This window comes from Pedococcus sp. 2YAF34, from assembly GCF_052114585.1.
Classification (GTDB): Bacteria; Actinomycetota; Actinomycetes; order Actinomycetales; family Dermatophilaceae; genus Pedococcus.
On record NZ_JBFRFA010000005.1, the window covers coordinates 1 to 25,996 of the forward strand.

The 25,996-nt window shown below is 71.7% G+C and carries 28 protein-coding genes; 8 read left to right on the forward strand and 20 right to left on the reverse strand.

Annotated features, from left to right (window positions below; all coding sequences use genetic code 11):
- From AB4Z02_RS04235 to AB4Z02_RS04245, 3 genes are all read left to right on the forward strand, one after another.
- Positions 1-1,423, forward strand: a 1,423-nt coding sequence (locus AB4Z02_RS04235) for a DUF349 domain-containing protein (RefSeq protein WP_441969548.1), incomplete at its 5' end; no start/stop codon positions are given.
- Positions 1,424-1,433: 10 nt separating this feature from the next.
- Positions 1,434-2,060: an FMN-binding negative transcriptional regulator gene (locus AB4Z02_RS04240; protein WP_441969550.1), complete on the forward strand. Its 627-nt coding sequence runs from the start codon at positions 1,434-1,436 to the stop codon at positions 2,058-2,060.
- A 2-nt stretch (positions 2,061-2,062) separates the two neighbouring features.
- Positions 2,063-2,491 (forward strand): hypothetical protein, encoded by a 429-nt coding sequence (locus AB4Z02_RS04245; protein WP_441969552.1) that lies wholly within the window; start codon positions 2,063-2,065, stop codon positions 2,489-2,491.
- Between the two features lie 163 nt (positions 2,492-2,654).
- On the opposite strand, the gene AB4Z02_RS04250 is transcribed toward AB4Z02_RS04245, so the two are convergent.
- From AB4Z02_RS04250 to pdxT, 10 genes are all read right to left on the reverse strand, one after another.
- On the reverse strand, positions 2,655-4,961 hold the full coding sequence (locus AB4Z02_RS04250) for a RelA/SpoT family protein (protein ID WP_441969554.1): 2,307 nt from the start codon (positions 4,959-4,961) through the stop codon (positions 2,655-2,657).
- Positions 4,962-4,993: 32 nt separating this feature from the next.
- The gene (locus tag AB4Z02_RS04255) at positions 4,994-5,554 is read right to left on the reverse strand and encodes an adenine phosphoribosyltransferase (protein WP_056885064.1); all 561 of its coding nucleotides are present in this window, start codon (positions 5,552-5,554) and stop codon (positions 4,994-4,996) included.
- Between the two features lies 1 nt (position 5,555).
- Entirely contained in the window at positions 5,556-6,725 is a 1,170-nt protein-coding gene (gene secF, locus AB4Z02_RS04260) for a protein translocase subunit SecF (RefSeq protein WP_082590968.1), read from the reverse strand.
- Positions 6,722-8,545: a protein translocase subunit SecD gene (gene secD, locus AB4Z02_RS04265; RefSeq protein ID WP_441969556.1), complete on the reverse strand. Its 1,824-nt coding sequence runs from the start codon at positions 8,543-8,545 to the stop codon at positions 6,722-6,724. Before secD ends, secF begins: the two co-directional genes overlap by 4 nt.
- A 12-nt stretch (positions 8,546-8,557) precedes the next feature.
- On the reverse strand, positions 8,558-8,881 hold the full coding sequence (yajC, locus tag AB4Z02_RS04270; protein WP_056885062.1) for a preprotein translocase subunit YajC: 324 nt from the start codon (positions 8,879-8,881) through the stop codon (positions 8,558-8,560).
- Between the two features lie 183 nt (positions 8,882-9,064).
- Entirely contained in the window at positions 9,065-10,144 is a 1,080-nt protein-coding gene (gene ruvB, locus AB4Z02_RS04275; RefSeq protein ID WP_056885338.1) for a Holliday junction branch migration DNA helicase RuvB, read from the reverse strand.
- A 29-nt stretch (positions 10,145-10,173) separates the two neighbouring features.
- Positions 10,174-10,776 (reverse strand): Holliday junction branch migration protein RuvA, encoded by a 603-nt coding sequence (gene ruvA / locus AB4Z02_RS04280; RefSeq protein WP_441969559.1) that lies wholly within the window; start codon positions 10,774-10,776, stop codon positions 10,174-10,176.
- Positions 10,773-11,372, reverse strand: coding sequence for a crossover junction endodeoxyribonuclease RuvC (gene ruvC / locus AB4Z02_RS04285; protein WP_441969561.1), 600 nt, complete (start codon positions 11,370-11,372; stop codon positions 10,773-10,775). Before ruvC ends, ruvA begins: the two co-directional genes overlap by 4 nt.
- A 195-nt stretch (positions 11,373-11,567) precedes the next feature.
- On the reverse strand, positions 11,568-12,329 hold the full coding sequence (locus AB4Z02_RS04290; protein WP_056885059.1) for a YebC/PmpR family DNA-binding transcriptional regulator: 762 nt from the start codon (positions 12,327-12,329) through the stop codon (positions 11,568-11,570).
- Positions 12,326-12,949, reverse strand: a complete 624-nt coding sequence (gene pdxT, locus AB4Z02_RS04295; RefSeq protein ID WP_441969735.1) for a pyridoxal 5'-phosphate synthase glutaminase subunit PdxT — start codon at positions 12,947-12,949, stop codon at positions 12,326-12,328. Before pdxT ends, AB4Z02_RS04290 begins: the two co-directional genes overlap by 4 nt.
- A gap of 31 nt (positions 12,950-12,980) precedes the next feature.
- Between pdxT and AB4Z02_RS04300 the strand changes: the two genes are divergently transcribed.
- Positions 12,981-13,511, forward strand: coding sequence for a GNAT family N-acetyltransferase (locus tag AB4Z02_RS04300; protein WP_441969563.1), 531 nt, complete (start codon positions 12,981-12,983; stop codon positions 13,509-13,511).
- Between the two features lie 110 nt (positions 13,512-13,621).
- Here the strand turns inward: AB4Z02_RS04300 and pdxS are convergent, their stop codons facing one another.
- The 6 genes from pdxS to AB4Z02_RS04330 all read right to left on the reverse strand — a co-directional run bounded on the left by pdxS (position 13,622) and on the right by AB4Z02_RS04330 (position 18,465).
- Positions 13,622-14,548: a pyridoxal 5'-phosphate synthase lyase subunit PdxS gene (pdxS, locus tag AB4Z02_RS04305; RefSeq protein WP_441969565.1), complete on the reverse strand. Its 927-nt coding sequence runs from the start codon at positions 14,546-14,548 to the stop codon at positions 13,622-13,624.
- A gap of 122 nt (positions 14,549-14,670) precedes the next feature.
- Positions 14,671-15,252 carry a hypothetical protein gene (locus AB4Z02_RS04310; RefSeq protein WP_441969567.1) on the reverse strand — a complete coding sequence of 194 codons (582 nt, stop codon included), beginning with the start codon at positions 15,250-15,252 and terminating at the stop codon, positions 14,671-14,673.
- On the reverse strand, positions 15,252-16,463 hold the full coding sequence (locus tag AB4Z02_RS04315) for a glycosyltransferase family 4 protein (protein WP_441969569.1): 1,212 nt from the start codon (positions 16,461-16,463) through the stop codon (positions 15,252-15,254). The genes AB4Z02_RS04310 and AB4Z02_RS04315 overlap by 1 nt, the downstream gene beginning before the upstream one ends.
- On the reverse strand, positions 16,460-17,434 hold the full coding sequence (locus tag AB4Z02_RS04320; protein ID WP_441969571.1) for a phosphatidylinositol mannoside acyltransferase: 975 nt from the start codon (positions 17,432-17,434) through the stop codon (positions 16,460-16,462). The genes AB4Z02_RS04315 and AB4Z02_RS04320 overlap by 4 nt, the downstream gene beginning before the upstream one ends.
- Positions 17,431-18,045, reverse strand: coding sequence for a phosphatidylinositol phosphate synthase (pgsA, locus tag AB4Z02_RS04325; protein WP_056885053.1), 615 nt, complete (start codon positions 18,043-18,045; stop codon positions 17,431-17,433). Before pgsA ends, AB4Z02_RS04320 begins: the two co-directional genes overlap by 4 nt.
- A gap of 12 nt (positions 18,046-18,057) precedes the next feature.
- Entirely contained in the window at positions 18,058-18,465 is a 408-nt protein-coding gene (locus AB4Z02_RS04330) for a thiol-disulfide oxidoreductase DCC family protein (protein ID WP_441969574.1), read from the reverse strand.
- 37 nt (positions 18,466-18,502) lie between these two features.
- Here AB4Z02_RS04330 and AB4Z02_RS04335 point away from each other — a divergent pair, with 37 nt between their 5' ends.
- The gene (locus tag AB4Z02_RS04335; RefSeq protein WP_441969576.1) at positions 18,503-19,057 is read left to right on the forward strand and encodes a hypothetical protein; all 555 of its coding nucleotides are present in this window, start codon (positions 18,503-18,505) and stop codon (positions 19,055-19,057) included.
- A gap of 807 nt (positions 19,058-19,864) precedes the next feature.
- Here the strand turns inward: AB4Z02_RS04335 and AB4Z02_RS04340 are convergent.
- The gene (locus AB4Z02_RS04340; RefSeq protein WP_441969578.1) at positions 19,865-20,461 is read right to left on the reverse strand and encodes an HIT family protein; all 597 of its coding nucleotides are present in this window, start codon (positions 20,459-20,461) and stop codon (positions 19,865-19,867) included.
- Between the two features lie 71 nt (positions 20,462-20,532).
- Here AB4Z02_RS04340 and AB4Z02_RS04345 point away from each other — a divergent pair, with 71 nt between their 5' ends.
- The gene (locus AB4Z02_RS04345) at positions 20,533-21,045 is read left to right on the forward strand and encodes a GNAT family N-acetyltransferase (protein ID WP_441969580.1); all 513 of its coding nucleotides are present in this window, start codon (positions 20,533-20,535) and stop codon (positions 21,043-21,045) included.
- 93 nt (positions 21,046-21,138) lie between these two features.
- Here AB4Z02_RS04345 and thrS read toward each other — a convergent pair whose 3' ends face one another.
- Positions 21,139-23,124: a threonine--tRNA ligase gene (thrS, locus tag AB4Z02_RS04350; protein ID WP_056885050.1), complete on the reverse strand. Its 1,986-nt coding sequence runs from the start codon at positions 23,122-23,124 to the stop codon at positions 21,139-21,141.
- 192 nt (positions 23,125-23,316) lie between these two features.
- On the opposite strand from thrS, the gene AB4Z02_RS04355 reads away from it, so the two are divergent.
- Together AB4Z02_RS04355 and AB4Z02_RS04360 are read left to right on the forward strand one after the other, a co-directional pair.
- Positions 23,317-23,973, forward strand: a complete 657-nt coding sequence (locus tag AB4Z02_RS04355; protein ID WP_441969582.1) for an NAD(P)-binding oxidoreductase — start codon at positions 23,317-23,319, stop codon at positions 23,971-23,973.
- A gap of 8 nt (positions 23,974-23,981) precedes the next feature.
- On the forward strand, positions 23,982-24,530 hold the full coding sequence (locus AB4Z02_RS04360) for a GNAT family N-acetyltransferase (RefSeq protein WP_441969584.1): 549 nt from the start codon (positions 23,982-23,984) through the stop codon (positions 24,528-24,530).
- Positions 24,531-24,558: 28 nt separating this feature from the next.
- Here the strand turns inward: AB4Z02_RS04360 and AB4Z02_RS04365 are convergent, their stop codons facing one another.
- Both AB4Z02_RS04365 and AB4Z02_RS04370 read right to left on the reverse strand, forming a co-directional pair.
- Positions 24,559-25,221: a Type 1 glutamine amidotransferase-like domain-containing protein gene (locus AB4Z02_RS04365; protein WP_441969586.1), complete on the reverse strand. Its 663-nt coding sequence runs from the start codon at positions 25,219-25,221 to the stop codon at positions 24,559-24,561.
- Between the two features lie 120 nt (positions 25,222-25,341).
- Positions 25,342-25,917, reverse strand: coding sequence for a dihydrofolate reductase family protein (locus AB4Z02_RS04370; RefSeq protein WP_441969588.1), 576 nt, complete (start codon positions 25,915-25,917; stop codon positions 25,342-25,344).
- Between the last annotated feature and the right edge of the window lie 79 nt (positions 25,918-25,996).

Consider the following 25,996-nt stretch of genomic DNA (forward strand, 5'->3'; position numbering starts at 1 on the left):
CCCCGCGGCTGAGGCAGCGCCCGCGGTCGAGGAGGCGGCGCCCGCGGCTGCGCCGACGCCCAGCCCGCGGCCGCGACCGGTGCCCAAGCCTGCGCCGGTCCCGTCCCCCGCGGCGGTGCGCAAGGTCGCCCACCCGCTTCCCACCCTGACCGCGGCGCCGCCGAGCGGCCCGCCGGCCGAGTCCTTCGGACGGGTGGCCGACGACGGCACCGTCTTCGTCAAGGTCGGCGACGAGGAGCGCGAGGTCGGCGCCTACCCGGGCGCCACGCCCGACGAGGCACTGCACTACTTCGCCCGCAAGTACGACGAGCTGTTCGCCTCCGCGGACCTGCTGCACCAGCGCCTGACCACCACGGACCTGTCCGCCAAGGACGCCGCCGAGGGGCTGGCGAAGGTGCGTGAACACGCTGCCGAGGCCAACGTCGTCGGCGACCTCGCCGCCCTCGAGGCCAAGATCGCCGACATCGCGACGGCGGTCGAGGAGCGCAAGAAGACGGAGAACGCCGAGCGCAGCGCCGCGCGCGCCGCTGCCGCCACCGAGCGCGAGGCGATCGTCGCGGAGGCCGAGAAGATCGCCGGCCAGCCCGAGAACAAGATCCAGTGGAAGACCAGCGGCGCCCGGATGCGTGAGCTGCTCGAGGAGTGGAAGAAGCACCAGCGCAGTGGCGCCCGCCTCGACCGCGAGACCGAGGGCGCCCTGTGGCAGCGGTTCAGCCAGGCCCGCAACTCCTTCGACAAGGCCCGCCGGGTCCACTTCGCCCAGCTCGAGACCACGCAGGGCGAGGCGAAGGCCGCCAAGCAGGCGCTCGTCACCGAGGCCGAGGCCCTGGCCACCAGCATCGACTGGGGCGCCACCGCCGGCGCCTTCAAGCGGCTGATGGACCGGTGGCGCCAGGCCGGGCGGGCCTCGCGATCGGACGACGACGCGCTGTGGGAGCGGTTCAAGGCCGCCCAGGACGCCTTCTTCACCGCCAAGGACGCCGAGGCGGCCAAGGAGGACGAGGAGTTCCGCGGCAACCTCGCCGTCAAGGAGGAGATCCTCAAGGAGGCCGAGGCGATCCTGCCCGTCACCGACCTCGACGCAGCCAAGGCGTCGCTGCGCGGCATCCAGGACCGCTGGGAGGCCGCCGGCAAGGTCCCGCGAGGCGACGTCGACCGCATGGAGAAGGCCATGCGCCGCATCGAGCAGGCCGTCCGTGACGCCGACGAGAAGCGCTGGCACAAGACCAACCCCGAGGTGGCCGCGCGCGCCCAGAGCATGGTCGACCAGCTCGAGTCCTCGGTCGCGTCCCTGCGTGCCGACGTCGAGAAGGCCGAGGCCTCCGGCAACGACAAGAAGCTCAAGGACGCGCGGAACAAGCTCGAGGCGCAGGAGCAGTGGCTCGCCCAGGCTCGCGGCAACCTCGACGAGTTCAGCGGCTGACCGGTCACCCGTGTACGCACCGGCCTTCAACCGGGTGGACGACGAGGACGCCGTCCGCCGGATGGTCGCGGAGGCCGGTGCCGGCGAGCTGGTGACCGTCGGTCCCGACGGGTACCCGGCGGCGACCCGGCTCCCGGTGCTCTGGACCGGCGACACCGTCAGGGCACACTTCGCGCGGGCGAACCAGCACTGGCGGTCCATCACGGCGGGCTCCCCCGGCCTGCTGGTCGTCGGTGGCCCGCAGGCCTACGTGTCGCTCTCCTGGTACGCGTCCAAGCCGGAGCACGGCCGCGTCGTGCCGACCTGGAACTACACGACCGTCCACCTGACCGGCCGGGTGCGGGTGCACGACGACGTCGACTGGCTGCGTGACCTGGTCACCGCCCTCACCGACGCCCACGAGGGCGCTCGCGAACACCCGTGGGCGGTCACGGATGCACCCGACGCGTACGTCGACGGGCAGCTGCGCGGGATCGTCGGCGTCGAGCTCGTGGTGGAGCGGGTCGAGGGCAAGGCCAAGCTGAGCCAGAACCGGTCCGAGCAGGACCGCGCCGGCGTGGTCGAGGGCCTGCGTACCGAGCTGTCTCCCGCGGCCCACCAGGTCGCCGAGCTGATGCAGCCCGACCTGCGCGGCTGACGGTGGCCGACCCCGCCGCGACCGCGCTGCTCGCGGCCGCCACCCTGCACCTCGGCTTCCAGCTCACCGTGACCGTGCTGGTGTACCCCGCCCTGTCCCGCGTCCCCGCAGACGCCTGGTCACCAGCCCACGACGCCCACTCCCGAGCCATCGTCCCGCTCGTCGTGGCGACGTACGGCGCCCTGCTGGCGACCGGGACCTGGGTCCTGCTCACCACCCCGATGACCCCAGGCCTGCTCCTCGCGCTGCTCGGGACCACCGTCACCTTCGCGACGACCGCCTTCGTGGCAGCCCCCACCCACGCCCACCTGGGCCGCGACGGCAAGACCCCACAGGCCATCCACCGCCTCCTGCTCGCAGACAAGGTGCGAGCAGCCGGAGCCTTGGTGGCGACCGCAGGGGCCTTGCTCAACTGGGCCCAGCAGCACTGAAGGAGGGCGGCGGCGTGGCCCGCAGGGCCGTGGCGGGCCTGGCGGGAGCGCGGAGCGAAGCGGAGTGCGGATGGACAGGCCCAAGGGCCACGCCACCGCCCGACGGCGAGACGCAGACGCCTTCGGGACGGAGGACAACCCAGGAGAATGACCCGGGGGGCCGTCACCCCTTGGCAGACGTCTTGGTCCCCGTGATGCGGTAGACGTCGAAGACGCCGTCGATCTTGCGCACCGCCTTCATCACGTGCTCGAGGTGGCTCGGGTCCCCCATCTCGAACGTGAACTTGCTGATCGCCACCCGGTCGCGTGACGTCTGCACCGACGCCGACAGGATGTTGACGTGCTGGTCGGACAGCACCCGCGTGACGTCCGAGAGCAGCCGGTTGCGGTCGAGCGCCTCGACCTGCAGCTGCACGAGGAACACCGACGCCGACGACGGCGCCCATTCCACCTCGATCATCCGATCCGGTTGCGAGAGAAGGGACTCCGCATTGGTGCAGTCGGTGCGGTGCACCGAGACGCCGTTGCCGCGGGTGATGAACCCCATGATGGGGTCACCCGGGACCGGGGTGCAGCAGCGGGCGAGCTTGACCCACACGTCTGCCGTCCCGACGACCACCACGCCCGGGTCGCCCGAGCGCCGGCGCATGGACCGCGTCGGTGTGGTGGCCTCGGCGAGGTCCTCGGAGGCGCCCTCCTCGCCGCCGAGGGAGACCACGAGCCGGCCCACGACGTGCTGGGCCGACACGTGGCCCTCGCCGACGGCGGCATACAGGGCGTCGATGTCCTGGTAGCGCAGCTCGGACGCGAGCCCGGTGAGGGTCTCGACGGTGAGGAGGCGCTGCAGCGGCAGGCCCTCCTTGCGCATCGCCTTGGCGATGGCGTCCTTGCCGGTCTCGATGGCCTCCTCGCGGCGTTCCTTGGAGAACCACTGCTTGATCTTGTTGCGGGCCCGCGGTGACTTGACGAAGGTCAGCCAGTCGCGTGAGGGACCGGCGCCGTCGGCCTTGGAGGTGAGCACCTCGACGACGTCGCCGTTCTCGAGGGTCGACTCCAGCGGCACGAGCCGGCCGTTGACGCGCCCGCCGATGCAGTGGTGGCCGACCTCGGTGTGCACGGCGTAGGCGAAGTCGACGGGGGTCGCCCCGGCAGGCAGCGCCACGACCTCGCCCTTGGGCGTGAAGACGTAGACCTCGCGGGCGTTGATCTCGAACCGCAGCGAGTCGAGGAACTCGCCCGGGTCGGCGGTCTCCTTCTGCCAGTCGAGCAGCTGGCGCAGCCACGCCATGTCGTTGATGGGGCCGGTCTCGCCGTCCTTGGCACCGGAGGCGGGGGCGGTCCCGTCCTCCTTGTACTTCCAGTGGGCGGCGACGCCGTACTCGGCCCGGCGGTGCATGGTGTGCGTGCGGATCTGGATCTCGACGGCCTTGCCCTCGGGCCCGATGACCGTCGTGTGCAGCGACTGGTACATGTTGAACTTCGGCATCGCGATGTAGTCCTTGAACCGCCCGGGCAGGGGGTTCCACCGCGCGTGCAGCGCACCGAGCGCCGCGTAGCAGTCGCGCACCGAGTCGACGAGGACCCGCACCGCGACGAGGTCGTAGATGTCCTCGAAGTCGCGACCGCGCACGATCATCTTCTGGTAGACGGAGTAGTAGTGCTTGGGGCGGCCGGTGACCGTCGCCTTGATCTTCGCGGCCTTGAGGTCCTCGCTCACCTGCTCGCGGACACCCGAGAGGAACTCCTCACGCGCCGGCGCCCGCTCGGCCACGAGCCGGACGATCTCGTCGTACACCTTGGGGTAGAGGGTCGCGAAGGACAGGTCCTCCAGCTCCCACTTGATGGTGTTCATGCCGAGCCGGTGGGCCAGCGGTGCGTAGATCTCGAGGGTCTCGCGGGCCTTGCGCTGGGCCGACTCGACGGAGACGTAGCGCCAGGTGCGGGCGTTGTGGAGCCGGTCGGCGAGCTTGATCACCAGGACGCGGATGTCGCGGGCCATGGCCACGACCATCTTGCGCACGGTCTCGGCCTGGGCGGCGTCGCCGTAGGTCACCTTGTCGAGCTTGGTGACGCCGTCGACGAGCATCGCGACCTCACGGCCGAAGTCCTTCTCCAGCTGGGTGAGGCTGTAGGAGGTGTCCTCGACGGTGTCGTGCAGCAGCGCCGCCGCCAGCGTCGCCGGGGTCATGCCGAGCTCGGCGAGGATCGTGGTGACGGCCAGCGGGTGGGTGATGTAGGCGTCGCCGGACTTGCGCTTCTGGCCCCGGTGGGCCTCCTCGGCGACGACGTAGGCCCGCTCGATGACGGTGAGGTCGGCCTTGGGATGGGTGGCACGCACCGTCTGTAGGAGCGGTTCGAGCACCGGGTTGGTCGGCGCCCCGCGGCTGCCGAACCGGGCGAGGCGCGCGCGGACCCGGTTGGAGGAGGACGTGCTCTGCCCCACCGTGCCGGTGACGACGTCCTCGCTCATGGACTGAGCCTACGTGATCCGGGGGCCCCGGATCAGCCGCCCCGGACGACCAGCGTGGTGTGCACGTCGCGCCCCTTCAGGCGGTCGCGACCGTGGAGGAACTCGAGCTCGATCGGGGCCTCGAAGGCGACCACCTCGGCGCCTCCGTCCTCGAGCAGGCGGCACGCCGCCTCGGCCGTGCCGCCGGTGGCCAGGACGTCGTCGACGACCAGGACCCGCTCGCCGCCGACGAAGGAGTCCTCGTGGATCTCGATGGTCGCGCTGCCGTACTCCAGGTCGTAGGAGACACCGCGGGTGCGCCCGGGGAGCTTGCCCGCCTTGCGCACCGGCACGAAGCCGATGCCCAGGTGCTGGGCCAGCGCCGCCCCGAAGATGAAGCCCCGCGCCTCGATGCCGACGACCAGGTCGATGCTCCCCCGCCGACGGTCGGCCATGTCGGCGACGACCGCGCCGAAGGCCTTGCCGTCGGCGAGCAGCGGGGTGACGTCCTTGAACACCACACCCGGGCTCGGGAAGTCCGGGATGTCGCGCAGCCGGCTCTCGAGGAGCTCGACGAGCGGGCCGGGCAGCGACTCGGGCACGGCCTGGGTCATGTCAGCGCCGCGACTTCGGGGGCCGGCGCGGCTGGTTGCGCGGTCCTGACGTGGCGTACTTGTGCGTGCCCCGGGCGATGCTCGGCGCGGTCGCACCGACCCCGGCCGACTCCAGCGAACCGGTCTCGGACGGCTCGTCGTCGCGCCCGTGCTCGATGGGGGCGACGTCCGAGGCCAGCACCTGGCCGCCGTGCCGGGCCTGGTAGCGCTGCGCCTTCTTGGCGAGCTCCACCATCTCCGGCTCCTTGCCGCGCATGTGCACGAGCAGCGGCGTCGCGATGAAGATCGAGGAGTAGGCACCCACCGCGATACCGACGAACAGCGCCAGCGCGAGGTCGAGCAGGGTGCCCGGGCCCAGGAACAGGAACCCGATGACCAGGATCGACGCGATCGGGAGCAGGGCCACGACGGTGGTGTTGATGGAGCGCACCAGAGTCTGGTTGACGGCCAGGTTGGCCGCCTGGGCGTAGGACATGCGTCCGTTGCCGCGCGCCTCGCCCGTGTTCTCGCGCACCTTGTCGAACACCACGACGGTGTCGTAGAGCGAGTAGCCGAGGATCGTCAGGAAGCCGATCATCGTCGCCGGCGACACCTCGAAGCCGGCAAGCGCGTAGATGCCGACCGTGATGAACAGGTCGTGGACGAGGGCGGCGAGGCCTGCGACAGCCATCTTCCAGGTGCGGAAGTAGATCGCCATCACCGCCGCGACCAGCGCGAGGAACACGGCAAGGGCCTGCAGCGCCTTCTGGCTGACCGAGGCACCCCACGACGGACCGACGAACGACGCGGAGACGTCACCGGCGGTCGTGTCGAAGGCCCTGGCCAGCGACGACTGCACGTCGCGGATCTTGGCGTCGCTCAGCTTCTCGGTCTGCACGCGGACCGTGCCGGAGCCGATGGTCGTCACCTCAGGGGCAGCGGCCGGGGCGACCGAGGTCACGGCGTCCTTGGCCTTCTGCTCGTAGGTGTCGCCGATCGTCACCTTCGAGACCCGGAACTCCGAGCCGCCCGAGAACTCCAGGCTGAGGTTGAGGCCCTGGAAGACCAGGCCCAGCGTCGCGAGCAGGACGAAGATGCCCGACAGGACGTACCAGCGCTTGTAGCGGCCGACGAAGTCGATCGAGCGCTTGCCGGTGTAGAGGTCGTTGCCCAGTGCGGCGAAGTTGATCACAGCGCGCTCCCGTCGCTCGTGGCGGAGGCGGTCGCAGGCATCGCGACCCGTCCGCGCCCGGCATACCGGGCCCTGTTCGTCTTGGCCCCGAGGCGCTGGGGGTCCAGGCCGGACCAGCGGTGGCCGCCGCCGAAGAACTTGGTGCTCGACAGGATCGCCACGACCGGGTGGGTGAACAGCACCACGACCAGGAGGTCGATGAGCGTGGTCAGCCCGAGCGTGAACGCGAAGCCGCGCACGTTGGACGAGGCCAGCAGGTAGAGCACGAACGCGGCGAGGAAGTTGACGCCGTCGGCGGCCAGGATGGTCCGCCGGGCGCGGCGCCAGCCGGTGTCGACCGCAGCACGCAGCGGACGGCCTTCCCGGACCTCGTCGCGGATGCGTTCGAAGTAGACGATGAAGGAGTCGGCGGTGACACCGATGGCCACGATCAGGCCGGTCACGCCCGCCATGTCGAGGCGGAAGTTCTGCGCCCAGCCCAGCAGCGCGATGGCGACGTAGGTCAGCAGGGCGGCGATGACGATGGAGGCGACGGTCACCAGGCCCAGTGCGCGGTACTGCCCGAGGGAGTACAGGAACACCAGGGCGAAGCCGATGACGCCGGCGACCAGGCCCATGCGCAGCTGCTCGCTGCCGAGGGTCGGGCTGATCTCGTCACGGGTCTGCAGGTCGAACGACAGCGGCAGGGCGCCGAACTTGAGCTGGTTGGCCAGGTCGCGGGCGCTCTCGATGGTGAAGCTGCCCGTGATGCTGGCCTGGCCGTCGAGGATGGCTGCCTGCGCGGTCGGTGCGGTGAGCACCTGCGAGTCCAGCGTCACGGCGAACCGGTTGCGCGGGTCCTCCAGGTTGACCAGGCGCTTGGTGACGTTGCCGAACGCCTTGGTGCCGCTGCTGTTGAAGGACAGGCGGATCTCGACGATGTTGGACGGCTGGCCGTTGGACAGCGGCTGGTAGCCGGCGACAGCGTCCTTGATCTGGTCACCGCGGACCTCGACCGGGCCGAGGATGTACTTCTCGGCGCCGGTGTCGGAGCAGGTGACCAGCGGCTTGGCCGGGTCGTCGACGATGCCGTCGAGGACGCCGTCCTTGGCGCAGTCGAGGGCCTGGAACTCCTGGGTGAGCGCAGGGGTGATCTGGGCGAGGTCGCTGGCGTCCTTGGGCGCGGCGGTGCTGCCCGCGGCCGGCGTGGTGGGGGTCGCGGCGCCCGTCGTGGCCGTCGGGGCAGGCGTGGTGCTCGCACCGGTGGCGGGGGTCGTCGTCGCTCGGACGAACGCGCCCGGCACGGCGCTGCCGGCCTTGGTCGTCGTCGCGCCGGTGGCGGTCGGCACGGCCGGCTTGGTGGCGGTGCCCGTGGCGGTACCGGTCGCCGTACCCGTCGGGGTCCCGCCCGTGGTCGAGGTGCCGGTCGGCACCGGCTGGTTGGTGCCGGGCGCGGCTGCGAGGACCGGCCGGAACTGCATCTGCGAGGAGCGACGGATGGCGTCCTCGGTGGCCTTCGGCGGCGTACCGGGCATGCTCACCACGATGTTGCGGCCACCGCTGGTGGTCACCTCGGCACCCGCGACGCCGTTGGCGTCGACGCGCTGGACGATGATGTCGCGCGCCTGGTTGAGCTGGTCGCTGGAGACCTTGGCGTTGCCCACGAGGCGCGGTGCCAGCACGAGCTGGGTGCCGCCGGCGAGGTCCAGGCCGAGCTTCGGCTTGAACTGGGCGTCGCCCCAGGTCACGGCGGCGAAGAGCAGCCCGTAGAGGGCGATGCTCACGGCCGCGAGGCCCGCCAGGACCTTCAGCGGCTTGCGGTTGTACGGGTTGGTTGCCACGTGGGGTGACCTCTACTCGGGGCTGACGGGACCGGACGGCTGGTCGGACGCCGTCGTGGAGGAAGGGGACTGCGGGGTCTTGAGGCCGATCGCGCGGCGGTCGAAGCGCAGCACCACACCCGGGGCGACCTCGAGGGTGACGACCTGGTCCTCGATCGAGGTGACCCGGCCGAAGAGGCCCGAGGTCGTGCAGACCTCGTCACCGACCGTCAGACCCGCCTGCAGGGACTGCGCCTCGCGCTGCCGTCGACGCTGGCTGAACACCATGAACACGATCAGCAGCACGGGCAGGGCGAAGATCAGCAGGCTGGCTAGCGGTGAGCCGCCACTCGACATGGAGCATCCCTTCACAGTTGGCTGGTGGTGCGCGCAGCCGCATCACCGGGCACGCACAGGTCCCCGGCACCAGCCGGGTGACCGCCCGAGTGTAGGTGACGCACGGCATACCGACCAACGTGCCCTGCCGCAACCGCGTTCCAATTGTGACCATTTCGCGGGCGGTGCCACCCGGGCGGGTCCTCAGGCGCCGAAGCGGCCCTCGCCGGTGTCCAGCGGCAGGGCCGGCTGGCGGTCGAGGCCGGCCGGCGGCGTCAGCCCCAGGTGCTCCCACGCCAGCGCGCTGGCGGCGCGGCCACGCGGGGTGCGCACCATGAAGCCCTCGCGCACGAGGAACGGCTCGGCGACCGTCTCGACGGTGTCGGCCTCCTCGCCGACGGCCACCGCGAGGGTCGACAGCCCGACCGGTCCCCCGCCGAACCGGCGGCACAGGGCGTCGAGGACGGCTCGGTCGAGCCGGTCGAGGCCGCGGTCGTCGACGTCGAAGAGGGCCAGGGCGGCGTGGGCGGCGGCCTCGTCCACGACGTGGCGGCCGTGCACCTGCGCCCAGTCGCGGACCCGACGCAGCAGGCGGTTGGCGATGCGCGGTGTGCCCCGCGACCGGCGGGCGATCTCGGTGATTCCGTCGGGGTCGGCGGCGACATCGAGCAGCCGTGCGGAGCGGTGCAGGATCGCCACGAGGTCGTCGGTGGCGTAGAAGTCGAGGTGGCCGGTGAAGCCGAAGCGGTCGCGCAGCGGCGCGGGGAGCAGGCCCGCCCGCGTGGTCGCCCCGACGACGGTGAACGGTGCGAGCTCGAGCGGGATCGCGGTGGCCCCCGGGCCCTTGCCGACGATGACGTCGACGCGGAAGTCCTCCATGGCGAGGTAGAGCATCTCCTCGGCGGAGCGGGACATCCGGTGGATCTCGTCGAGGAAGAGCACCTCCCCCTCGGTCAGGGACGAGAGCACCGCTGCGAGGTCGCCGGCGTGCTGGATCGCCGGGCCGCTGGTGATGCGGATCGGGCGCTCGAGCTCGGTGCCGATGAGCATCGCCAGGGTCGTCTTGCCGAGGCCGGGCGGCCCCGAGAGCAGGACGTGGTCGGGCGGGGTGCCTCGGCGGCGCGCCGCCTCGAGCACGAGGGACAGCTGGTCACGCACCCTCGACTGCCCCGAGAACTCGCTCAGCCGGCGCGGTCGCAGCGCCATCTCGACCGTGCGCTCGTCGGTTTCGCCCGAGGGGTCGACGATGCGGGCGGTGGCGTCGAGGGAGGAGTCCTCGTACATCTCGGAGCTGAAGCCGTCGCCGGACACTCCTACCGCCCGAGCTCACGCAGCGCGGCGCGCAGCATCTCGGAGACGTTGGCGTCGGCCGGGGCCGTGGCCGCGACCGACGTGACGGCGTCCTCGGCCTGCTTGCCGGAGTAGCCGAGCCCGGTGAGGGCGTCGGTGACCTGGTCGCGCCAGGACGGCCCCGCGGCGGCGGGTGCGGCAGGGGTCGTGCCGGCGGCACCGGACGGCACGCCGATCTTGTCCCGCAGCTCGAGCACGATGCGCTCGGCGCCCTTCTTGCCGATGCCCGGCACCTTGGTCAGGGTGGCGAGGTCGGCGCCGGTCACCGCGGCGCGCAGCCGGTCGGGCGCCAGCACGGACAGCATGGCCAGGGCGAGCCGCGGCCCCACCCCGGTGACGGTCTGGACCTGCTCGAAGATGTCGCGCTCCTCGTCGGAGGCGAAGCCGTAGAGGGTCAGTGAGTCCTCGCGCACGACGAGCGTGGTCGCCAGGGTCGCCTCGCGACCGAGGTGCTGCGCCGAGGCCGTCGCGGGGGTCGTGTGCAGGAGCATGCCGACTCGCCCGACCTCGACGACGACACGGTCGAGGCCGATGTGCTGGACCGCGCCACGCACCGAGGCGATCACCGCGACACCGCCCCGGACGGGTGGGCGGACGGGGCACCGCCGGGTACGGCGCCGGGGGCCCGGGCGCCCACGGCCTTGAGCCGGGCACGCTCGGAGGCTGCGGCGAGGGCGAGGCGCTGGTCGCCGCCGCCGCGCCAGTGGTGGCAGATGGCCAGGGCCAGGGCGTCGGCGGCGTCGGCGGGCCTGGGGGCGACCTCGAGCTCGAGGATGCGGGTGACCATGGCGGTGACCTGTGCCTTGTCGGCGCGGCCCTGCCCGGTGACGGCGGCCTTGACCTCGCTGGGCGTGTGCGTGACGAGCGGCAGGCCGCGGCGCGCGGCGGCCAGGAGCACCAGGCCCGACGCCTGGGCGGTCGTCATGACGGTGGGCACGTGGTCGGCCGCGAAGACGCGCTCGAGGGCGATGGCGTCGGGATCGAACCGGTCGAGCCAGGCGTCGACCTGGTCCTGGAGGTAAACGAGCCGCTCCCCCGTGTCGCGGTCGCCCGGCGTCCGGACGACCCCCACCGCGACCATGGTGAGCCTGCGGCCGCGGCTGCTGTCGACCACACCCAGCCCGCACCGGGTCAGTCCGGGGTCGACCCCGAGTACGCGCACTGCGCTGCTCCCTCGTCCTGGCGGGCGCTGCCGCTCCACCGTCTCGTCATCCGAACACCTGTTCGGTGAACGCTACACGGACGACGCCCCGGCTCCCCCGCAGCAACACGCGGGGAGGACGGGGCGTCCGGCTGGTGGCACCGAGCGGACCGGTCTGGTCGCCGCCCACTCGGTGTGCCGCCTGCTCGATGTCGTCTACTCGTCGTCCTCGTCGAGCTCGGCGAGAACCTCGTCGCTGATGTCACCGTTGGCGAAGACGTCCTGAACGTCGTCGGAGTCCTCGAGGGCCTCGATGACGCGGATCATCTTGCGGGCGCCGTCGGCGTCGAGCGGCACCTGGAGGTTGGGGACCCACGAGGCCTCGGCCGAGTCGTAGTCGATGCCGGCGTCCTGGACCGCCTTGCGCACGGCGACGAAGTCGGTGGCCTCGGAGATGATCTCGAAGGAGTCGCCGAGGTCGTTGACCTCGTCGGCCCCCGCCTCGAGCACCACCTCGAGGATGTCGTCCTCGGTCTTGTCACCCTTGGGCACCACGACGACGCCCTTGCGGTCGAACACGTAGGAGACCGAGCCCGGGTCGGCGAGCTGTCCGCCGTTGCGGGTCAGGGCGGTCCGGACCTCGGCCGCGGCGCGGTTGCGGTTGTCGGTCAGGCACTCGATGAGGACGGCCACGCCACCTGGCGCGTAGCCCTCGTAGGTGATGGTCTCCCAGTCCGAGCCGCCGGCGGTGGCGCCCGAGCCACGCTTGACCGCGTTGTCGATGTTGTTGTTGGGGACCGAGGACTTCTTGGCCTTCTGGATGGCGTCGTAGAGCGTCGGGTTGCCCGTGGGGTCACCGCCACCCGTGCGCGCCGCGACCTCGATGTTCTTGATCAGCTTGGCGAAGAGCTTGCCGCGCTTGGCGTCGATGGCGGCCTTCTTGTGCTTGGTGGTCGCCCATTTGCTGTGGCCGCTCATGCCTTGCCTCTCACGATCTCGACGAACAACTGGTGGAACCGGTGGTCACCGGTCACTTCCGGGTGGAAGGAGGTGGCCATCACCGATCCCTGACGAACGGCGACGATCCTACCTGCGGCCGGGCCGTCCTCGACGCGGGCCAGGACCTCCACGCCCTCGCCGACCTCCTCGACCCACGGGGCGCGGATGAACACGGCCCGCATCGGGGCCCCGCCGATGGCTCGGATGTGGAGGTCCTCCTCGAAGGAGTCGACCTGGCGTCCGAAGGCGTTGCGCCGCACCGTGATGTCGAGACCGCCGAGCGTCTGCTGGTCGGGTCGGGCGTCGGCGATGCGGTCGGCGAGCATGATCATGCCCGCGCACGACCCGTAGGCCGGCATGCCTGCCGCGAGGCGCTCCCGGAGCGGGTGGTACAGGTCGAAGGCGCGGACGAGCTTGTCCATCGTCGTCGACTCGCCACCGGGGATGATGAGCGCGTCGACCGCCTCCAGCTCGCGCGGGCGGCGGACCGTGGCGCTGCGCGCGCCGGCCTGCTCGACGGCGTACAGGTGCTCGCGCACGTCCCCCTGGACGGCGAGGACACCGATGGTCGGACTGGAGGGATTCGTCACGGCCGGAATGCTACGGGGGCGCCCACCTAGGCTGGTCACCGTGCCCCTGCCCGACGCGCGCATCCGCGCCCGCACCCCCGACGACCTCCCCGCTCTTGCCGAGGTGCTCGCGGCGCAACGGCCGTACTCCGGGTACCCCCAGCGCTGGCCCCTGCCGTTCCCTGCCGAGGACTTCATCCGCCGCGACGGCGAGGACGCGGCCTGGGTGGCAGACCTCGACGCCGAGGTCGTCGGCCACGTGTCGGTCTGCGGGGTCGGGACGGGGATGGAGGCGGACCTCTGGACCGCGGGCACGGGGCGCGGGGCCGAGGAGCTGGCAGCGGTCTCGGTGCTGTTCGTGGCCCACACCGCGCGCGGCCGGGGCGTCGGCAGTGCGCTGCTGGCGACAGCGGTCGAGGCGATCCGCGCCACCGGCCGGACCCCCGTCCTCGACGTGGTCCAGGAGACGACCGCCGCCGTCGAGCTCTACCGCAGGACGGGGTGGCAGGTGGTCGGCGAGGGCCGCCCCTGGTGGCTTCCTGCCGACCACCTGCCCGTGCTCTTCATGGCGCTCCCTGACGACAGGGGCTGAAGCCCCGACGGCGACGACGAAGGGTGGGAACCGGCTGCCTCAGGTGGTGCTGGAGCAGCCGCTTCCCACCCTTCGTTGCAATGGGCGCCGGAAGTGCCGGGAGCGGGTGGCTACCAGCCGCGCTCGGCGAGTCGGTGCGGCTCGGGGATCTCGTCGACGTTGATGCCGACCATGGCCTCACCGAGGCCGCGCGAGACCTTGGCGATCACGTCGGGGTCGTCGAAGAACGTGGTGGCCTTGACGATCGCCTCGGCCCGCTGGGCGGGGTTGCCGGACTTGAAGATGCCCGAGCCGACGAAGACGCCCTCGGCGCCGAGCTGCATCATCATCGCGGCGTCGGCGGGGGTGGCGATGCCGCCGGCGGTGAACAGCACCACGGGCAGCTTGCCGGCCTCGGCGACCTCCGTCACGAGCTCGTAGGGAGCCTGGAGCTCCTTCGCCGCGACGAAGAGCTCGTCCTCGGGGAGGTTCTGGAGCTTGCGGATCTGCTGGCGGATCTGGCGCATGTGGGTGGTGGCGTTGGAGACGTCACCGGTGCCGGCCTCACCCTTGGAGCGGATCATCGCCGCACCCTCGGTGATGCGGCGCAGGGCTTCGCCGAGGTTGGTCGCACCACAGACGAAGGGGACGGTGAAGTTCCACTTGTCGATGTGGTTGGCGTAGTCGGCGGGGGTCAGGACCTCGGACTCGTCGATGTAGTCGACGCCGAGGGACTGCAGCACCTGCGCCTCGACGAAGTGGCCGATGCGGGCCTTGGCCATCACCGGGATGGAGACGGCCTCGATGATGCCGTCGATCATGTCGGGGTCGGACATGCGCGAGACGCCGCCCTGGGCGCGGATGTCGGCGGGGACCCGCTCGAGCGCCATGACGGCGACGGCACCGGCGTCCTCGGCGATCTTGGCCTGCTCGGCGTTGACGACGTCCATGATGACGCCGCCCTTGAGCATCTCGGCCATGCCGCGCTTGACGCGGGACGTGCCGGTGGTGGGCTGCGACGAGGGCTGGCTGGCGGGGGTGGTGGTGTCGGCGGACATGACGACGTGCTCCAGATTCTGTTCAGGGCGCAGCGCAGGGGACGCGCTTCGCATCCCATGCTAGTTGGTGCGTCCCGTGCCTCCGACCGCCCCTGCGACCCGGCTGGGACCGGTGGCCGGGGTCAGTCGCGGACGGCGGGAGGCAGCTCGTCGTCGAACTCGACCGTGCGCGGGAGGTCGGCGTGCCCGGCGAGCCGGAAGAGGCGCACGACCGCCTTGCGGCGCACGCGGCGTACGTCGGTGACGGCGTCGTTGTGGAAGCGCCGGGCGAGCTGCACCCGGACCCCGGCTCCCTCGACGCGCTGGAGGGCGGCCGCGCCCGCGGCGTCCTCGGCCCTGATCTCGGCAACCACGTCGGGCGTCAGCGCCGCCTGCAGCGCGGCGGTGAGGTCGCTCTCCAGCCCCTCGCGGGCACCGAAGCTCTGCCCCTCGAGCAGGTCGTCCTCGAGCGCGCGCTCGTTGTGGGCCTCGAGGGAGTCCGAGGCCGCGCCCGCGAGCATCAGGGCGGTGGCGGGATCGACTGCACCGGAGTTGGCGAGCTCCAGGGTCGCCTCCGCGCGGCGGACCAGCTGGGCGTCCAGCGCGGACAACGCACCCTCGGCCCGGGTGTGCAGGCGGTCGAGGCGGGCGGCGTTGTAGGAGAGGTACCAGGCCACGCCGAGGAGCACGGCCACCACGACCGCGGCATACGTCAGGAGCTCCATCAGTCCTCACCTCCGCGCCGCGCACCGCGCAGCAGTCGCGTCCACCGCGTGTCGGTCGGGTCGGCCCGCAGGTGGCCGGTGTGGTCGGTGCGCACGTCGTCCATGCCGTGCGTGACCGTCTCGTAGACCGCCATGACGTCCTCGGCCACGACCGACCAGTCGAACACCATCGCGCGCTTGCTGCCGAGTGCGGCCAGGCGCTCGCGCTCGCCGGGGTCGCCGAGCACGCGGAGCAGCTGTCGCGACAGGTCTCCGGGGTCCTCGTTGGTGAACATCGCCCCGCACCGGCCGCGGTCGAGGACCCGGACGAACGCCGCGAGGTCGGAGGCGACCACGGGCGCTCCGGCACTCATGGCCTCGACGAGGACGATGCCGAAGCTCTCGCCGCCGGTGTGCGGGGCGACGTAGGCGTCGACGGACGAGAGCAGGGCCGCCTTCTCCTCGTCGCTGACCATGCCGAGGAACTCGGTGGCAGAGGCGACCGCAGGATCCATCCGCTCGCGGGCAGCCTCGACGTCACCGGGGCCGGCGACGAGCACGCGCGCCCCGGGGTGCCGCGCCAGCACCGCAGGCATCGCGGCCGCGAGCACCGGGAGGCCCTTGCGGGGCTCGTCGATGCGCCCGAGGAAGGCCAGGGTCGGCGCGTCGGTCGTGCCCTGCCAGGCCGGCTCGGGCGATGCCTCGGCGAAGCGGGCGACGTTGACACCGTTGGGGATCACGACGGCGTCACCGCCGAGGTGGGTGGTGACCGTGCGGCGCGCGTCCTCGGAGACGGCGATGCGGCCGCTGATCTTCTCGAGGCTGGGCCGCAGCAGCGGGTAGGCGGCCTGCATGGCGCGCGAGCGCAGGTTGGAGGTGTGGAACGTGGCGACGACCGGGCCGTCGGCGGACCACAGGGCGAGCAGGGCGATCGAGGGGGTCACCGGCTCGTGGATGTGGAGCACGTCGAACTCGCCACGCTCGAGCCAACGCCCGACCCGAGCCGCGGTGACGGGCCCGAAGTTGAGGCGGGCGACGGAACCGTTGTAGCGGACGGGCACGGCCCGGCCCACCGACTCGACGTAGTCGGGCAGCGGGGTGTCGTCGTCGGCCGGCGCCAGCACCGACGCATGGTGTCCCTGGGCGAGGAAGTGCTCGGCGAGGTCGCGCACGTGGAACTGCACTCCCCCGGGCACGTCGAAGGAGTAGGGGCAGACGATCCCGATCCTCACGACGCGGCTCCAGCAGACCCCGGGGCCCCAGCGGCCCCAGCGGCCTCGGTCGCCGCCGACCTCGGCGCGAGGTCCTCGAGGAACACCCGCTGCAGCATGTGCCAGTCGGCGGTGTGCTCGACGATGGCCGCCCCGAGGGCATCGGCGCACTGCTGGGTCATGGCCACGGCCTTGGCGCGGGTCGTGCCGGTCGCCGGCACCTCGACGCGGTCGTGGAAGGTGATGACGACGCGGTGCCGCCAGGACCCGGGTACGGGTTCGTAGTGGATGGACACCGGGTGCAGCGCCACCCCGCTGGCGAGCGCGAGGGCGGCGGGGCCGGCGGCCATCTTCGAGCGGTGGCCGCACAGGTCGACCTCGATCCCCCGGGCCGTCAGGTCGCGGTCCGCGAGCAGGGGCATCAGCACCGGCGCGGCCAGGTGCCCGCGCAGCTGGGCGAAGACGTCACCGCCTCCGGTCAGCGGCAGGATCGTCATGCCCAGCGACTCCCGGAACTCCAGGAACTCGGTGAAGACCTCCTCCGGCTCCAGGCGCTCGGCGACGGTGACGACCGGCGCGATCGCCCTGGTCCCCCACGCACCGGCGATGTCCCAGTTGCCGAGGTGGCCGAGGAAGCAGACGACGGGACGGCCCGCGGCGAGCTCGGCGCGCACCGGGGCGTCGCCGTGCACGACGACCTGGGCCTCGATGCCGGCCCGGCTGCGGTCGGGCAGCCGGAACGCCTCGCAGTAGTAGCGCATGTAGGACCGCATGCCGGCGCGCACCAGCGCATCGAGGGCTGCGTCGTCCAGCTCGGGACGCACCCGCGCGTAGTTGCTCCGCAGGCGCTGCACCCCCTTGCCCCCTCGGGCGACGGTGAGGTCGGCGACGCGGTCGAAGGCGGCGTACGCGGCGCGCTCGGGCAGGCGCCGTACGGTGGCCCAGCCGAGGCGGAAGCCGCTCACGGCGAGCAGGTCGCCGAGCCGGCTCACTGGGCTGCGGTGAGCGCCTGGCGGCGCACCATGAGCATGCGCTGCACCACGGTGACCAGGCTCGCCACGGCGAGGAGCGCCAGGACGATCGTCAGCACCACCTCGGGCAGGCCGAGGCCGACCAGGCCCGTGGTCACCAGGACGGCGACGAGGCGGTCGGCGCGCTCGGCGATGCCGACGTCCGCGGAGAAGCCGAGCCCCTCCGCGCGCGCCTTGGCGTAGGACACGACGCTGCCGAGGATGAGGCACGCGAGCGCGAGGCCGGCCATGAGGAAGTCGTCGCCGCGGCCGGCGTACCAGAGGACGAGGCCGCCGAAGATGGCCGAGTCGCCGAACCGGTCGAGGGTGGAGTCGAGGTAGGCGCCCCAGCGGCCGGACCGGCCGGACATGCGGGCCATGACGCCGTCGACGGTGTCGGAGAACACGAAGAGCGTGATGACGATCGTGCCCCAGAAGAACTCGTGGCGCGGGTAGAACGCCAAGGCGCCGAAGCACACGCCGAGGGTCCCGACGATGGTCACGACGTCGGGACTGATCCCCAGCTTGAGGAACAGCCTGGCGACCGGCGTGAAGATGGTCGTGAAGAGGGCACGTGCGTACTTGTTGAGCATGGTGGGGGCAGCCTACTGAGGCTGGGCGGGGATCCCGGGCGCGCACGCCGCGGTGCCGCCGGGAAGGGCGTAGCGGTGGTCGGCGACCCAGGCGTAGACGCGGGCGGCCAGCTGCGAGATGCCCGGCACCGTGAGCAGGTGCCCCAGGGGCCGCCACATTGGCGCCCCGTGGGTCAGCCCTGCGGCGATGGCGCGGTGCCCCGCCACGACCGACCCGTCGCGGCGCACGAACTGGGCGGCCTCGACGCACTCGGCCTCGGTCACCCCGAGGGAGCCGAGGTCGAGCTCCTGCCACGGCCGCACGTCGTAGCGGTCGCGCCGGTCGACCCAGCGCGAGACGAACCGGGCGCTGGTCGTGCAGAAGCCGCAGTCCCCGTCGAAGATGAGCAGGCCTCGTTCCCTGTCCCTGGCCATGTCCATGGCCGAAGTCTCTCATCCGCGTGGCACCATGACGGCCATGAGGGGGCGTCGCGCAGGGTCGTCGGGCACGCTCGCACCGGCCTCGTCGGGCGCCCTGCCCCAGCCGCGGTCCGGTGAGCTGGGCTCCTACTCCGTGCTGTGGCGCCTCGCGACCACCGCCGCCGTCGTGACGACCGTGTGCCTCGGCACCTGGGTGGGCAACGACCAGTGGTGGCCGTTCGGGCCGATGTCGCAGTACGCGTTCTCGGTCCGCAACGACGGCGTCATCAACTCCCTCACGATGGACGCGCTCACCGTGGACGGCGAGGTGGTCCGGGTGCCGCTGTCCAAGGAGATGATCGGTATCGAGCGCTCCGAGATCGAGGGCCAGGCGCCGCGGATCATCGCGGACCCGGCCCTGCTGCAGGACATCGCGGTCCTGCACCGGCGACGGCTCCCCCACGAGGCTGCCTACCGGACCATCTGGCTGCGCAACACCTCGACGAACATCCCCACGGGCAACGCCACCACGTCGACCCTCGCCACCTGGCAGGTGCGCGACCCCCTGGAGCCGCGCCCCAGCGGCATACCGGGCGGGGAGGACGGCCGGTGAACCCCCTCGAGCGCTTCCTCGTCCCGGCGGTCCCGCTGGCCCGGGTCGCCTGGCTGCGGCACGTCATCTACCCGTTCGTCCTGCTCGACGTCCTGTGGATCGTCACCGACCCGATCCCCCACGGCGACGTGCCACCCAGCCTCTACCGCGGGCTCGTGGTGCGCGACGTCCTGCACCTGCCGGCCCCGTCGCACACCTACGTCCACGTGCTCCTCGGCGTCATCGTCCTCAGCGCGCTGGTCGCCGCGACCGGTCGCCTGCCCCGCCTCGCCGGCTGGGTCTGCGCCGTGGGGATGCTCGACTGGGTCAGCAACGCGTTCGCCTACTCCAAGGTGGACCACGACCACTTCGCGCTCGTCCTGGCGCTGTTCGTGCTGCCCACCGCGGGCCGGGCACGGGTGGCCGACGTCGACGTGCGTTCGCAGGCCGCCGGCTGGGCGGTCCGCATGGTGCAGGTCGGCGCGGTCTGCATCTACTGGCTTTCGGCCAGCGCGAAGATGCGGTTCGGCGGGTGGGGCTGGGCGAACGGGGCGACCCTCATCTGGGCGCTCACCAGGCGTCCCAACGGGATCGGCCCCTGGGTCGGCTCGCACCCGGCCCTCACCCACGCCCTGCAGTGGGTGGTCCTGGTCGCCGAGTTCTGCTCGCCGGTCCTGCTCTGGCTGCGCGGCCGGGCCCTGTATGCGGGACTCGCCTTCTGGGCCGGGTTCCACCTGAGCACCTACCTCATGCTCAAGATCCACTTCCTGCCGCTGGTCGTGTGCCTGCTCAGCTTCCTGCCGCTGGAGCGGATCGGGCCGTGGTGGGCTACCCGTCCGTGGGAGCGGCTGCGGTCGCGGAACCGGTCGCGCCTCCCGGGACGGCGGAGGGCCACGCCGCCGCCAGCCGGCTCCGGACGTTCTCCAGCAGCATCGGAAGAGCTTTCGTCTGCCCGATGATGGGCAGGAAGTTCATGTCGCCGCCCCATCGCGGGACGACGTGCTGGTGCAGGTGCGCCTGCACGCCCGCGCCCGCGACGGCGCCCTGGTTCATGCCGATGTTGTAGCCCATGGGCTGGGAGGTCGCGTCGAGGGCGCCGATGGCCTCCTTGGTGAGGCGACCCAGCTCCAGGGTCTCCTCGTCGGTGAGGTCGACGTAGAGCGAGACGTGGCGGTAGGGGCACACCAGGACGTGTCCGGGGTTGTAGGGGAACAGGTTCATCACGACGTAGCAGTGCTCGCCGCGGTGGACGACGAGCCCCTCCGCGTCGCCGCGCCCGGGCGCCGCGCAGAACGGGCAGCCGTCGCCGGCGTCCTCGCTGGGCCGCTCGCCGGAGATGTAGGCCATGCGGTGCGGGGTCCACAGCCGCTCGAACCCGTCCGGGACGCTCGCGAAGTCGGTGTGCGGCTCGGGTGGGTGGCTCATGTCCCGATCCTATGCAGGGCACGGCGCAGGTGCCCCGGTACGCCGTGGTCCTCCCTCGGCAGAATGGGGTGGTGAGCACCCGTACCCAGCCTGCCCGCGCCAGCCTGCGTCGAGGCACCCCTGCCGACGCCAAGGACCTTGCCGAGCTCTTCTGGGAGGCGCGCCGCGAGTCGGTGCCGCACATCCCGATGATCGTGCACCCCCGCGAGAGCGTCCTGCCCTTCGTCGAGCACGTGCTGCTGGCCGAGTTCGAGGTCTGGGTGGCCGAGTCGGGCGGCCGGCTGGTCGGGTTCCTGGCCGTGGTCGCCCCGGACGTGCTGGGCCACCTCTACCTCAGGGCGGACCACACCGGCCACGGCCTCGGGACCCGGTTGCTGGACGTCGCCAAGCAACGGTTCCCCGAGGGGCTGCAGCTGTGGGCGTTCGAGAGCAACACCGACGCGCTGCGGTTCTACGAGCGGCACGGTTTCGTGCCCGTCGAGCACACGGACGGCGACAACGAGGAGGGCGCGCCGGACGTGCGCATGGTCTGGCGTCCACGCGGCCGGTCGAGCAGGCGCAGTACCGCTGCTTCCACACACTGAGTGAGCGCGAAGTGTCGGAACCGGGGTCGGTTGCCGACACTTCGCGCTCACTGAGTCGGGGCGGGAGTTGGTGGCACCGACCCCAGACCGCGCTCAGACCTGGGTGCGGGACTCCACTGCGGCCACGACCTCGGCGATCGCGTCCGCCACCGGGACACCGTTCTTCTGCTCGCCGCTGCGGTAGCGGAACGAGACTGCACCGGCGGAGCGGTCCTCCTCGCCGGCGATGAGCGTGAAGGGGACGCGCGACTTGCTGGCGTTGCGGATCTTCTTGGGGAACCGGTCGTCGCTGTCGTCGATCTCGACGCGGATCCCCTTGCGCCGCAGCTGGTCCGCCACGTCGTGCAGGTAGTCGGAGTACTCCTCCGCGACCGGCACCATGAGGACCTGCACCGGGGAGAGCCAGGGCGGGAACGCACCGGCGTAGTGCTCGACGAGCACGCCGAGGAACCGCTCGATGGAGCCGAACTTGGCCGAGTGGATCATCACCGGCTGCTGGCGGGAGCCGTCGGCAGCCTGGTACTCCAGCCCGAACCGCTCGGGCTGGTTGAAGTCGTACTGGATGGTCGACATCTGCCAGGTGCGGCCGATCGCGTCACGGGCCTGGACGGAGATCTTCGGGCCGTAGTAGGCCGCGCCGCCCGGGTCCATGACCAGCTCGAGGCCCGACCCGGTCGCGACGTCGCGCAGCACCTCGGTGGCGTGCTCCCACTGCTCGTCGGAGCCGATGAACTTGTCCTTCTTGTCGCCCTCGGTCTCGCGGGTCGACAGCTCGAGGTAGTAGTCGTCCATCCCGAAGTCGCGCAGCAGCGACAGCACGAAGTCCAGCAGGTGCTTGATCTCGCCCGGCGCCTGCTCGGCGGTGACGTAGGAGTGCGAGTCGTCCTGCGTCATGCCCCGCACGCGGGTCAGGCCGTGCACCACACCCGACTTCTCGAACCGGTAGACCGAGCCGAACTCGAACAGCCGCAACGGCAGCTCGCGGTAGGAGCGGCCGCGGGAGCGGAAGATGAGGTTGTGCATGGGGCAGTTCATCGCCTTGAGGCGGTACTCGGTGCCCTCGAACTCCATGGCCGGGAACATGGTGTCCGCGTAGTAAGGCAGGTGCCCCGAGGTGTGGAACAGCCCGTCCTTGCTGATGTGGGGGGTCCCGACGTACTGGAAGCCCTCCTCGATGTGCCGACGGCGGACGTAGTCCTCCATCTCACGCTTGATGACGCCGCCCTTGGGGTGGAACACGGGCAGGCCGGAGCCGAGCTCGTCGGGGAAGCTGAAGAGGTCCTGCTCGGCGCCGATCTTGCGGTGGTCGCGCTTCTCGGCCTCGGCCAGGCGGTCGAGGTAGGCCTTGAGGTCGTCCTTGGTCGCCCAGGCGGTGCCGTAGACGCGCTGCAGCTGGGGGTTCTTCTCCGACCCGCGCCAGTAGGCGGCGGCGCTGCGCATGAGCTTGAAGGCGTTGCCGAGCACCTTGGTGGTGGGCACGTGCGGTCCGCGGCACAGGTCACCCCAGGCCCGGCTGCCGTCGCGCTTGACGTTGTCGTAGATGGTCAGCTGCGCGCCACCCACCTCGACGTCGGCGCCCTCGGCCGCGTCGCCCGCGGAGCCGCCCTTGAGCCCGATCAGCTCGCACTTGTAGGGCTCGTCGGCGAGCTCGGCGAGGGCGTCGGCGTCGCTGATCTCGCGGCGCACGAAGGTCTGGCCCTCGTTGACGATGCGCTGCATGGTCTTCTCGAGGGCCTTGAGGTCCTCGGGCTGGAACGGCTCTTCGGTGTCGAAGTCGTAGTAGAAGCCGTCACGGATGGGCGGGCCGATCCCGAGGCGCGCCTTGGGGTTGAGCTCCTGGACCGCCTGCGCGAGGACGTGGGCGGCGCTGTGCCGCAGCACGTCGAGGCCGTCCTGCTCCTGGGCGGTCACCGGCTCGACGACGTCGCCGTCGGCCACGACGTGGGCGAGGTCGCGCAGCTCGCCGTTGACTCGGGCGACCAGGACCGCGCGGTCACCCTCGAACAGGTCGGCGGCAGTCGTCTGCTCCGGCACCTGTCGCTCGCTCCCGGCGATGGTGACGGTGATCTGGGCAGACACGGTGCGCTCTCCTCGGTTCAGGGGGTGGGACCGGTGACCGGCCCCGTCGGGGTGCCGCACACGGGACCCGTACGCAGCCCTCCGATGCTATCGGCCGCCGCTCGGCGCCCGCGCGCGAGATACGCAGCCCCCTCGGCACGTCCGGCGGCGCCCGGCCGCGCGGTCCCGGCGGCGAGGTTGTAGACAGGGACCATGATCGTCGCCATCGCCGGAGGACACGGACAGATCGCCCTGCTGCTCGAGAAGGAGCTCACCGGGCGCGGCCACGAGGCCGTCGCGCTGGTGCGCAACCCCGACCACGTCCCGGATGTGGAGAAGCAGGGTGCGCGTGCCGCGGTCGTGGACCTCGAGCACACCACCGTCGGGGCGCTCTCGGCCGCGATCGCAGGCGCGGATGCCGTCGTGTTCGCCGCAGGGGCAGGTCCGGACAGCGGCGCGGCGCGCAAGGAGACCGTTGACCGTGGTGCGGCCGTACTGCTTGCCGACGCGGCCGTCGCAGCAGGGGTCGAGCGCTACGTCATGGTCTCGTCGATGGGCGCCGACTCCGCAGACCCCGACTCCGACGACGTGTTCCAGGTCTACCTGCGGGCCAAGGGTGCCGCGGACGCCGACCTGCGGGCCCGCACCGACCTCGCCTGGACCATCGTGCGTCCGGGTCGGCTCACCGACGACCCCGGCACCGGACGCGTGCAGGTGGGCAAGTCCGTCGGGCGCGGCGAGGTGCCCCGGGCCGACGTCGCAGCGCTGCTCGCAGAGCTGCTGAGCTCCGGCGCCGGCCTCCTTGCCCAGCTCGAGGTCGTGAGCGGGTCGGTGCCCGTGGCCGAAGCTGCGGCTGCCCTGCACGACTGAGACCGGACGTGACCGACCACGACAGCGCCGCGGCGGCGCACCGCGCAGTGACGAACCGTCCGGTGCGGCTCATGGCCAGCCGCTTCGACGACCCCGACGTGCAGCAGCTGGTCGCGGAGGTGCAGGCCTACTACGTCACGATCTACGGCGGACCGGACGACTCCCCCATCGACCACGACGAGTTCACCCCGCCGGCCGGTCACTTCGTGCTGGCGCGCGACGACGACGGCCCGGTGGCCACCGGCGGGTGGCGGCTGCGCCCCGACCTCGACGCGCGGTTCGACGCGACAACCGCCGAGGTCAAGCGCATGTATGTCACCCCGCGGGCCCGCCGCCTGGGCATCTCACGGCTGGTGCTCGCCGAGCTCGAGGCGACCGCGGCGGCCGCCGGCGTCACGATGATCGTCCTGGAGACCGGTGTCGTGCAGCAGGACGCCATCGCGCTCTACACCTCCAGCGGCTACGCCCGGACGATCGACTTCGGCCACTACGCCGACTCCGACCTCTCACGCTGCTACGGCAAGCGCCTCCCGGCCACTGGCACTCGCACCGATTGAACGGCCCCGACGCACGCTCCGGCGCACCTCAGGAGGGGAAGCGCCGCCACCGGCCCTCCGACACCACCTCCACGGCGCCGTCGACCACCATGACGGCCGACTCCTCGTCCAGGACGTAGGCCGGGCCAGCGATGTCAGCGGCCCACTTCTCCGCATGCTCCATGGAGTTGCCCGGGAAGAGGTCGAGGTGGGGGAAGATCGAGAAGTCGACGAGCCCCAGCGTGCGGTCGTCAGGCGCGGAGGGCCACTCCACGAAGTAGTCACCGATCCGCGGCGTCGTGACCATGCTGCCCGCGCTCACCCCCACCCAGACGGTGTCGGTGAGGGACGGCAGCAAGGCCTCCAGCCCCGACTGCCGAATCCAGTGGTACAGGTAGGTCGCGTCACCGCCGTCCACCAGCAGCACGTCGGCGTCCACCACCCACGGGACCCAGCGTTCCTCCCCGATGCTGGGCAGCGCGGTGAGCTCGAGGACGCCCAGTGAGGCCCAGCCGAGGCTGCTCATCCCACCCCACGGCGGCAGGCCGCTGACGAAGCCGCGCACCGAGGTCGGGCCGCACATCGGGTGTCCCCACTGCGCCGTGGGGATGCAGAGTGCTGTCGAGTCGGCGATCTCCTTGCCCAACAGGTCCACGAGGGCGTCGCGGATGCTCTGGTTCGTGATGCCGCCAGAGGTGAGAAGGAGCTTCACCGATGCCTCCGAGGTCAGTGCGGAATGCGTACGTTGTGTAGACCCTGCCACCTGGCAGAACTCATCGCCCTGACAGCCGTTGACGAGGAACGGCGCGTGACCCATCGCCCGCTCAGGAGCTCAGGCGCCTTCCCGACCGACGGAGTAGGTCAGCAGGACGGATCCGCTGGGGGTCGGTCGCGCTCGGACGAGGTCGAGGCGGCGGACCTGGTCGTCACCGGGGAACAGCCGGCGCCCAGAGAACCCGACGGTCGGCCCCACCACCAGCTGCAGCTCGTCGATGAGCCCGGCCGCCAGGAGCGACTGGGCCAGCTCGATGCTCCCATGGATGCCGATGTCGCCGCCGGGTCGGGCCTTGAGTCCCTGGACGAACTGCACCACGGGCTCGTGGACCGCCTCCGCGTTGTGCCACGCGGTCGACAGGGGCGAGGAGGTGATGACGTACTTCTGGACACTGTTGATGAAGCGGGTAAAGGGCTGGTCGTCGGCGGTCGGCCAGAACCGCGCCCACTGGTCGTACATGCCCCGACCGAGCAGCACCGTGTCCTGCGCCGCGATGACCCGTTCCTCGTTCTCCACCATGGCGTCGTCGAACTCGGGCACCGCTGTGCGCTCCCCGGGCTGGATGAAGAACCGGTCAGGGTCGTCCACCGCCCCGTCGAGGGACATCAGGGTGTAGAGCACGATCTTGCGCACGGCGGCCTCCGGCAGGTGTGGGTGTGTGTGAAGGCTCTGACCCGGACCGGGAGCAGAACTCATCGCCCGTCACCACGGG

Coding starts and splice junctions, on each gene's coding strand:
- AB4Z02_RS04250 (WP_441969554.1), bottom strand. CDS start 4,961: ATGAGCGAGGACGTCGTCACCGGCACGGTGGGGCAGAGCACGTCCTCC.
- AB4Z02_RS04255 (WP_056885064.1), bottom strand. CDS start 5,554: ATGACCCAGGCCGTGCCCGAGTCGCTGCCCGGCCCGCTCGTCGAGCTC.
- yajC (WP_056885062.1), bottom strand. CDS start 8,881: ATGTCGAGTGGCGGCTCACCGCTAGCCAGCCTGCTGATCTTCGCCCTG.
- ruvB (WP_056885338.1), bottom strand. CDS start 10,144: ATGTACGAGGACTCCTCCCTCGACGCCACCGCCCGCATCGTCGACCCC.
- AB4Z02_RS04290 (WP_056885059.1), bottom strand. CDS start 12,329: ATGAGCGGCCACAGCAAATGGGCGACCACCAAGCACAAGAAGGCCGCC.
- pdxS (WP_441969565.1), bottom strand. CDS start 14,548: ATGTCCGCCGACACCACCACCCCCGCCAGCCAGCCCTCGTCGCAGCCC.
- AB4Z02_RS04310 (WP_441969567.1), bottom strand. CDS start 15,252: ATGGAGCTCCTGACGTATGCCGCGGTCGTGGTGGCCGTGCTCCTCGGC.
- pgsA (WP_056885053.1), bottom strand. CDS start 18,045: ATGCTCAACAAGTACGCACGTGCCCTCTTCACGACCATCTTCACGCCG.
- AB4Z02_RS04330 (WP_441969574.1), bottom strand. CDS start 18,465: ATGGACATGGCCAGGGACAGGGAACGAGGCCTGCTCATCTTCGACGGG.
- AB4Z02_RS04335 (WP_441969576.1), top strand. CDS start 18,503: ATGAGGGGGCGTCGCGCAGGGTCGTCGGGCACGCTCGCACCGGCCTCG.
- AB4Z02_RS04340 (WP_441969578.1), bottom strand. CDS start 20,461: ATGAGCCACCCACCCGAGCCGCACACCGACTTCGCGAGCGTCCCGGAC.
- AB4Z02_RS04355 (WP_441969582.1), top strand. CDS start 23,317: ATGATCGTCGCCATCGCCGGAGGACACGGACAGATCGCCCTGCTGCTC.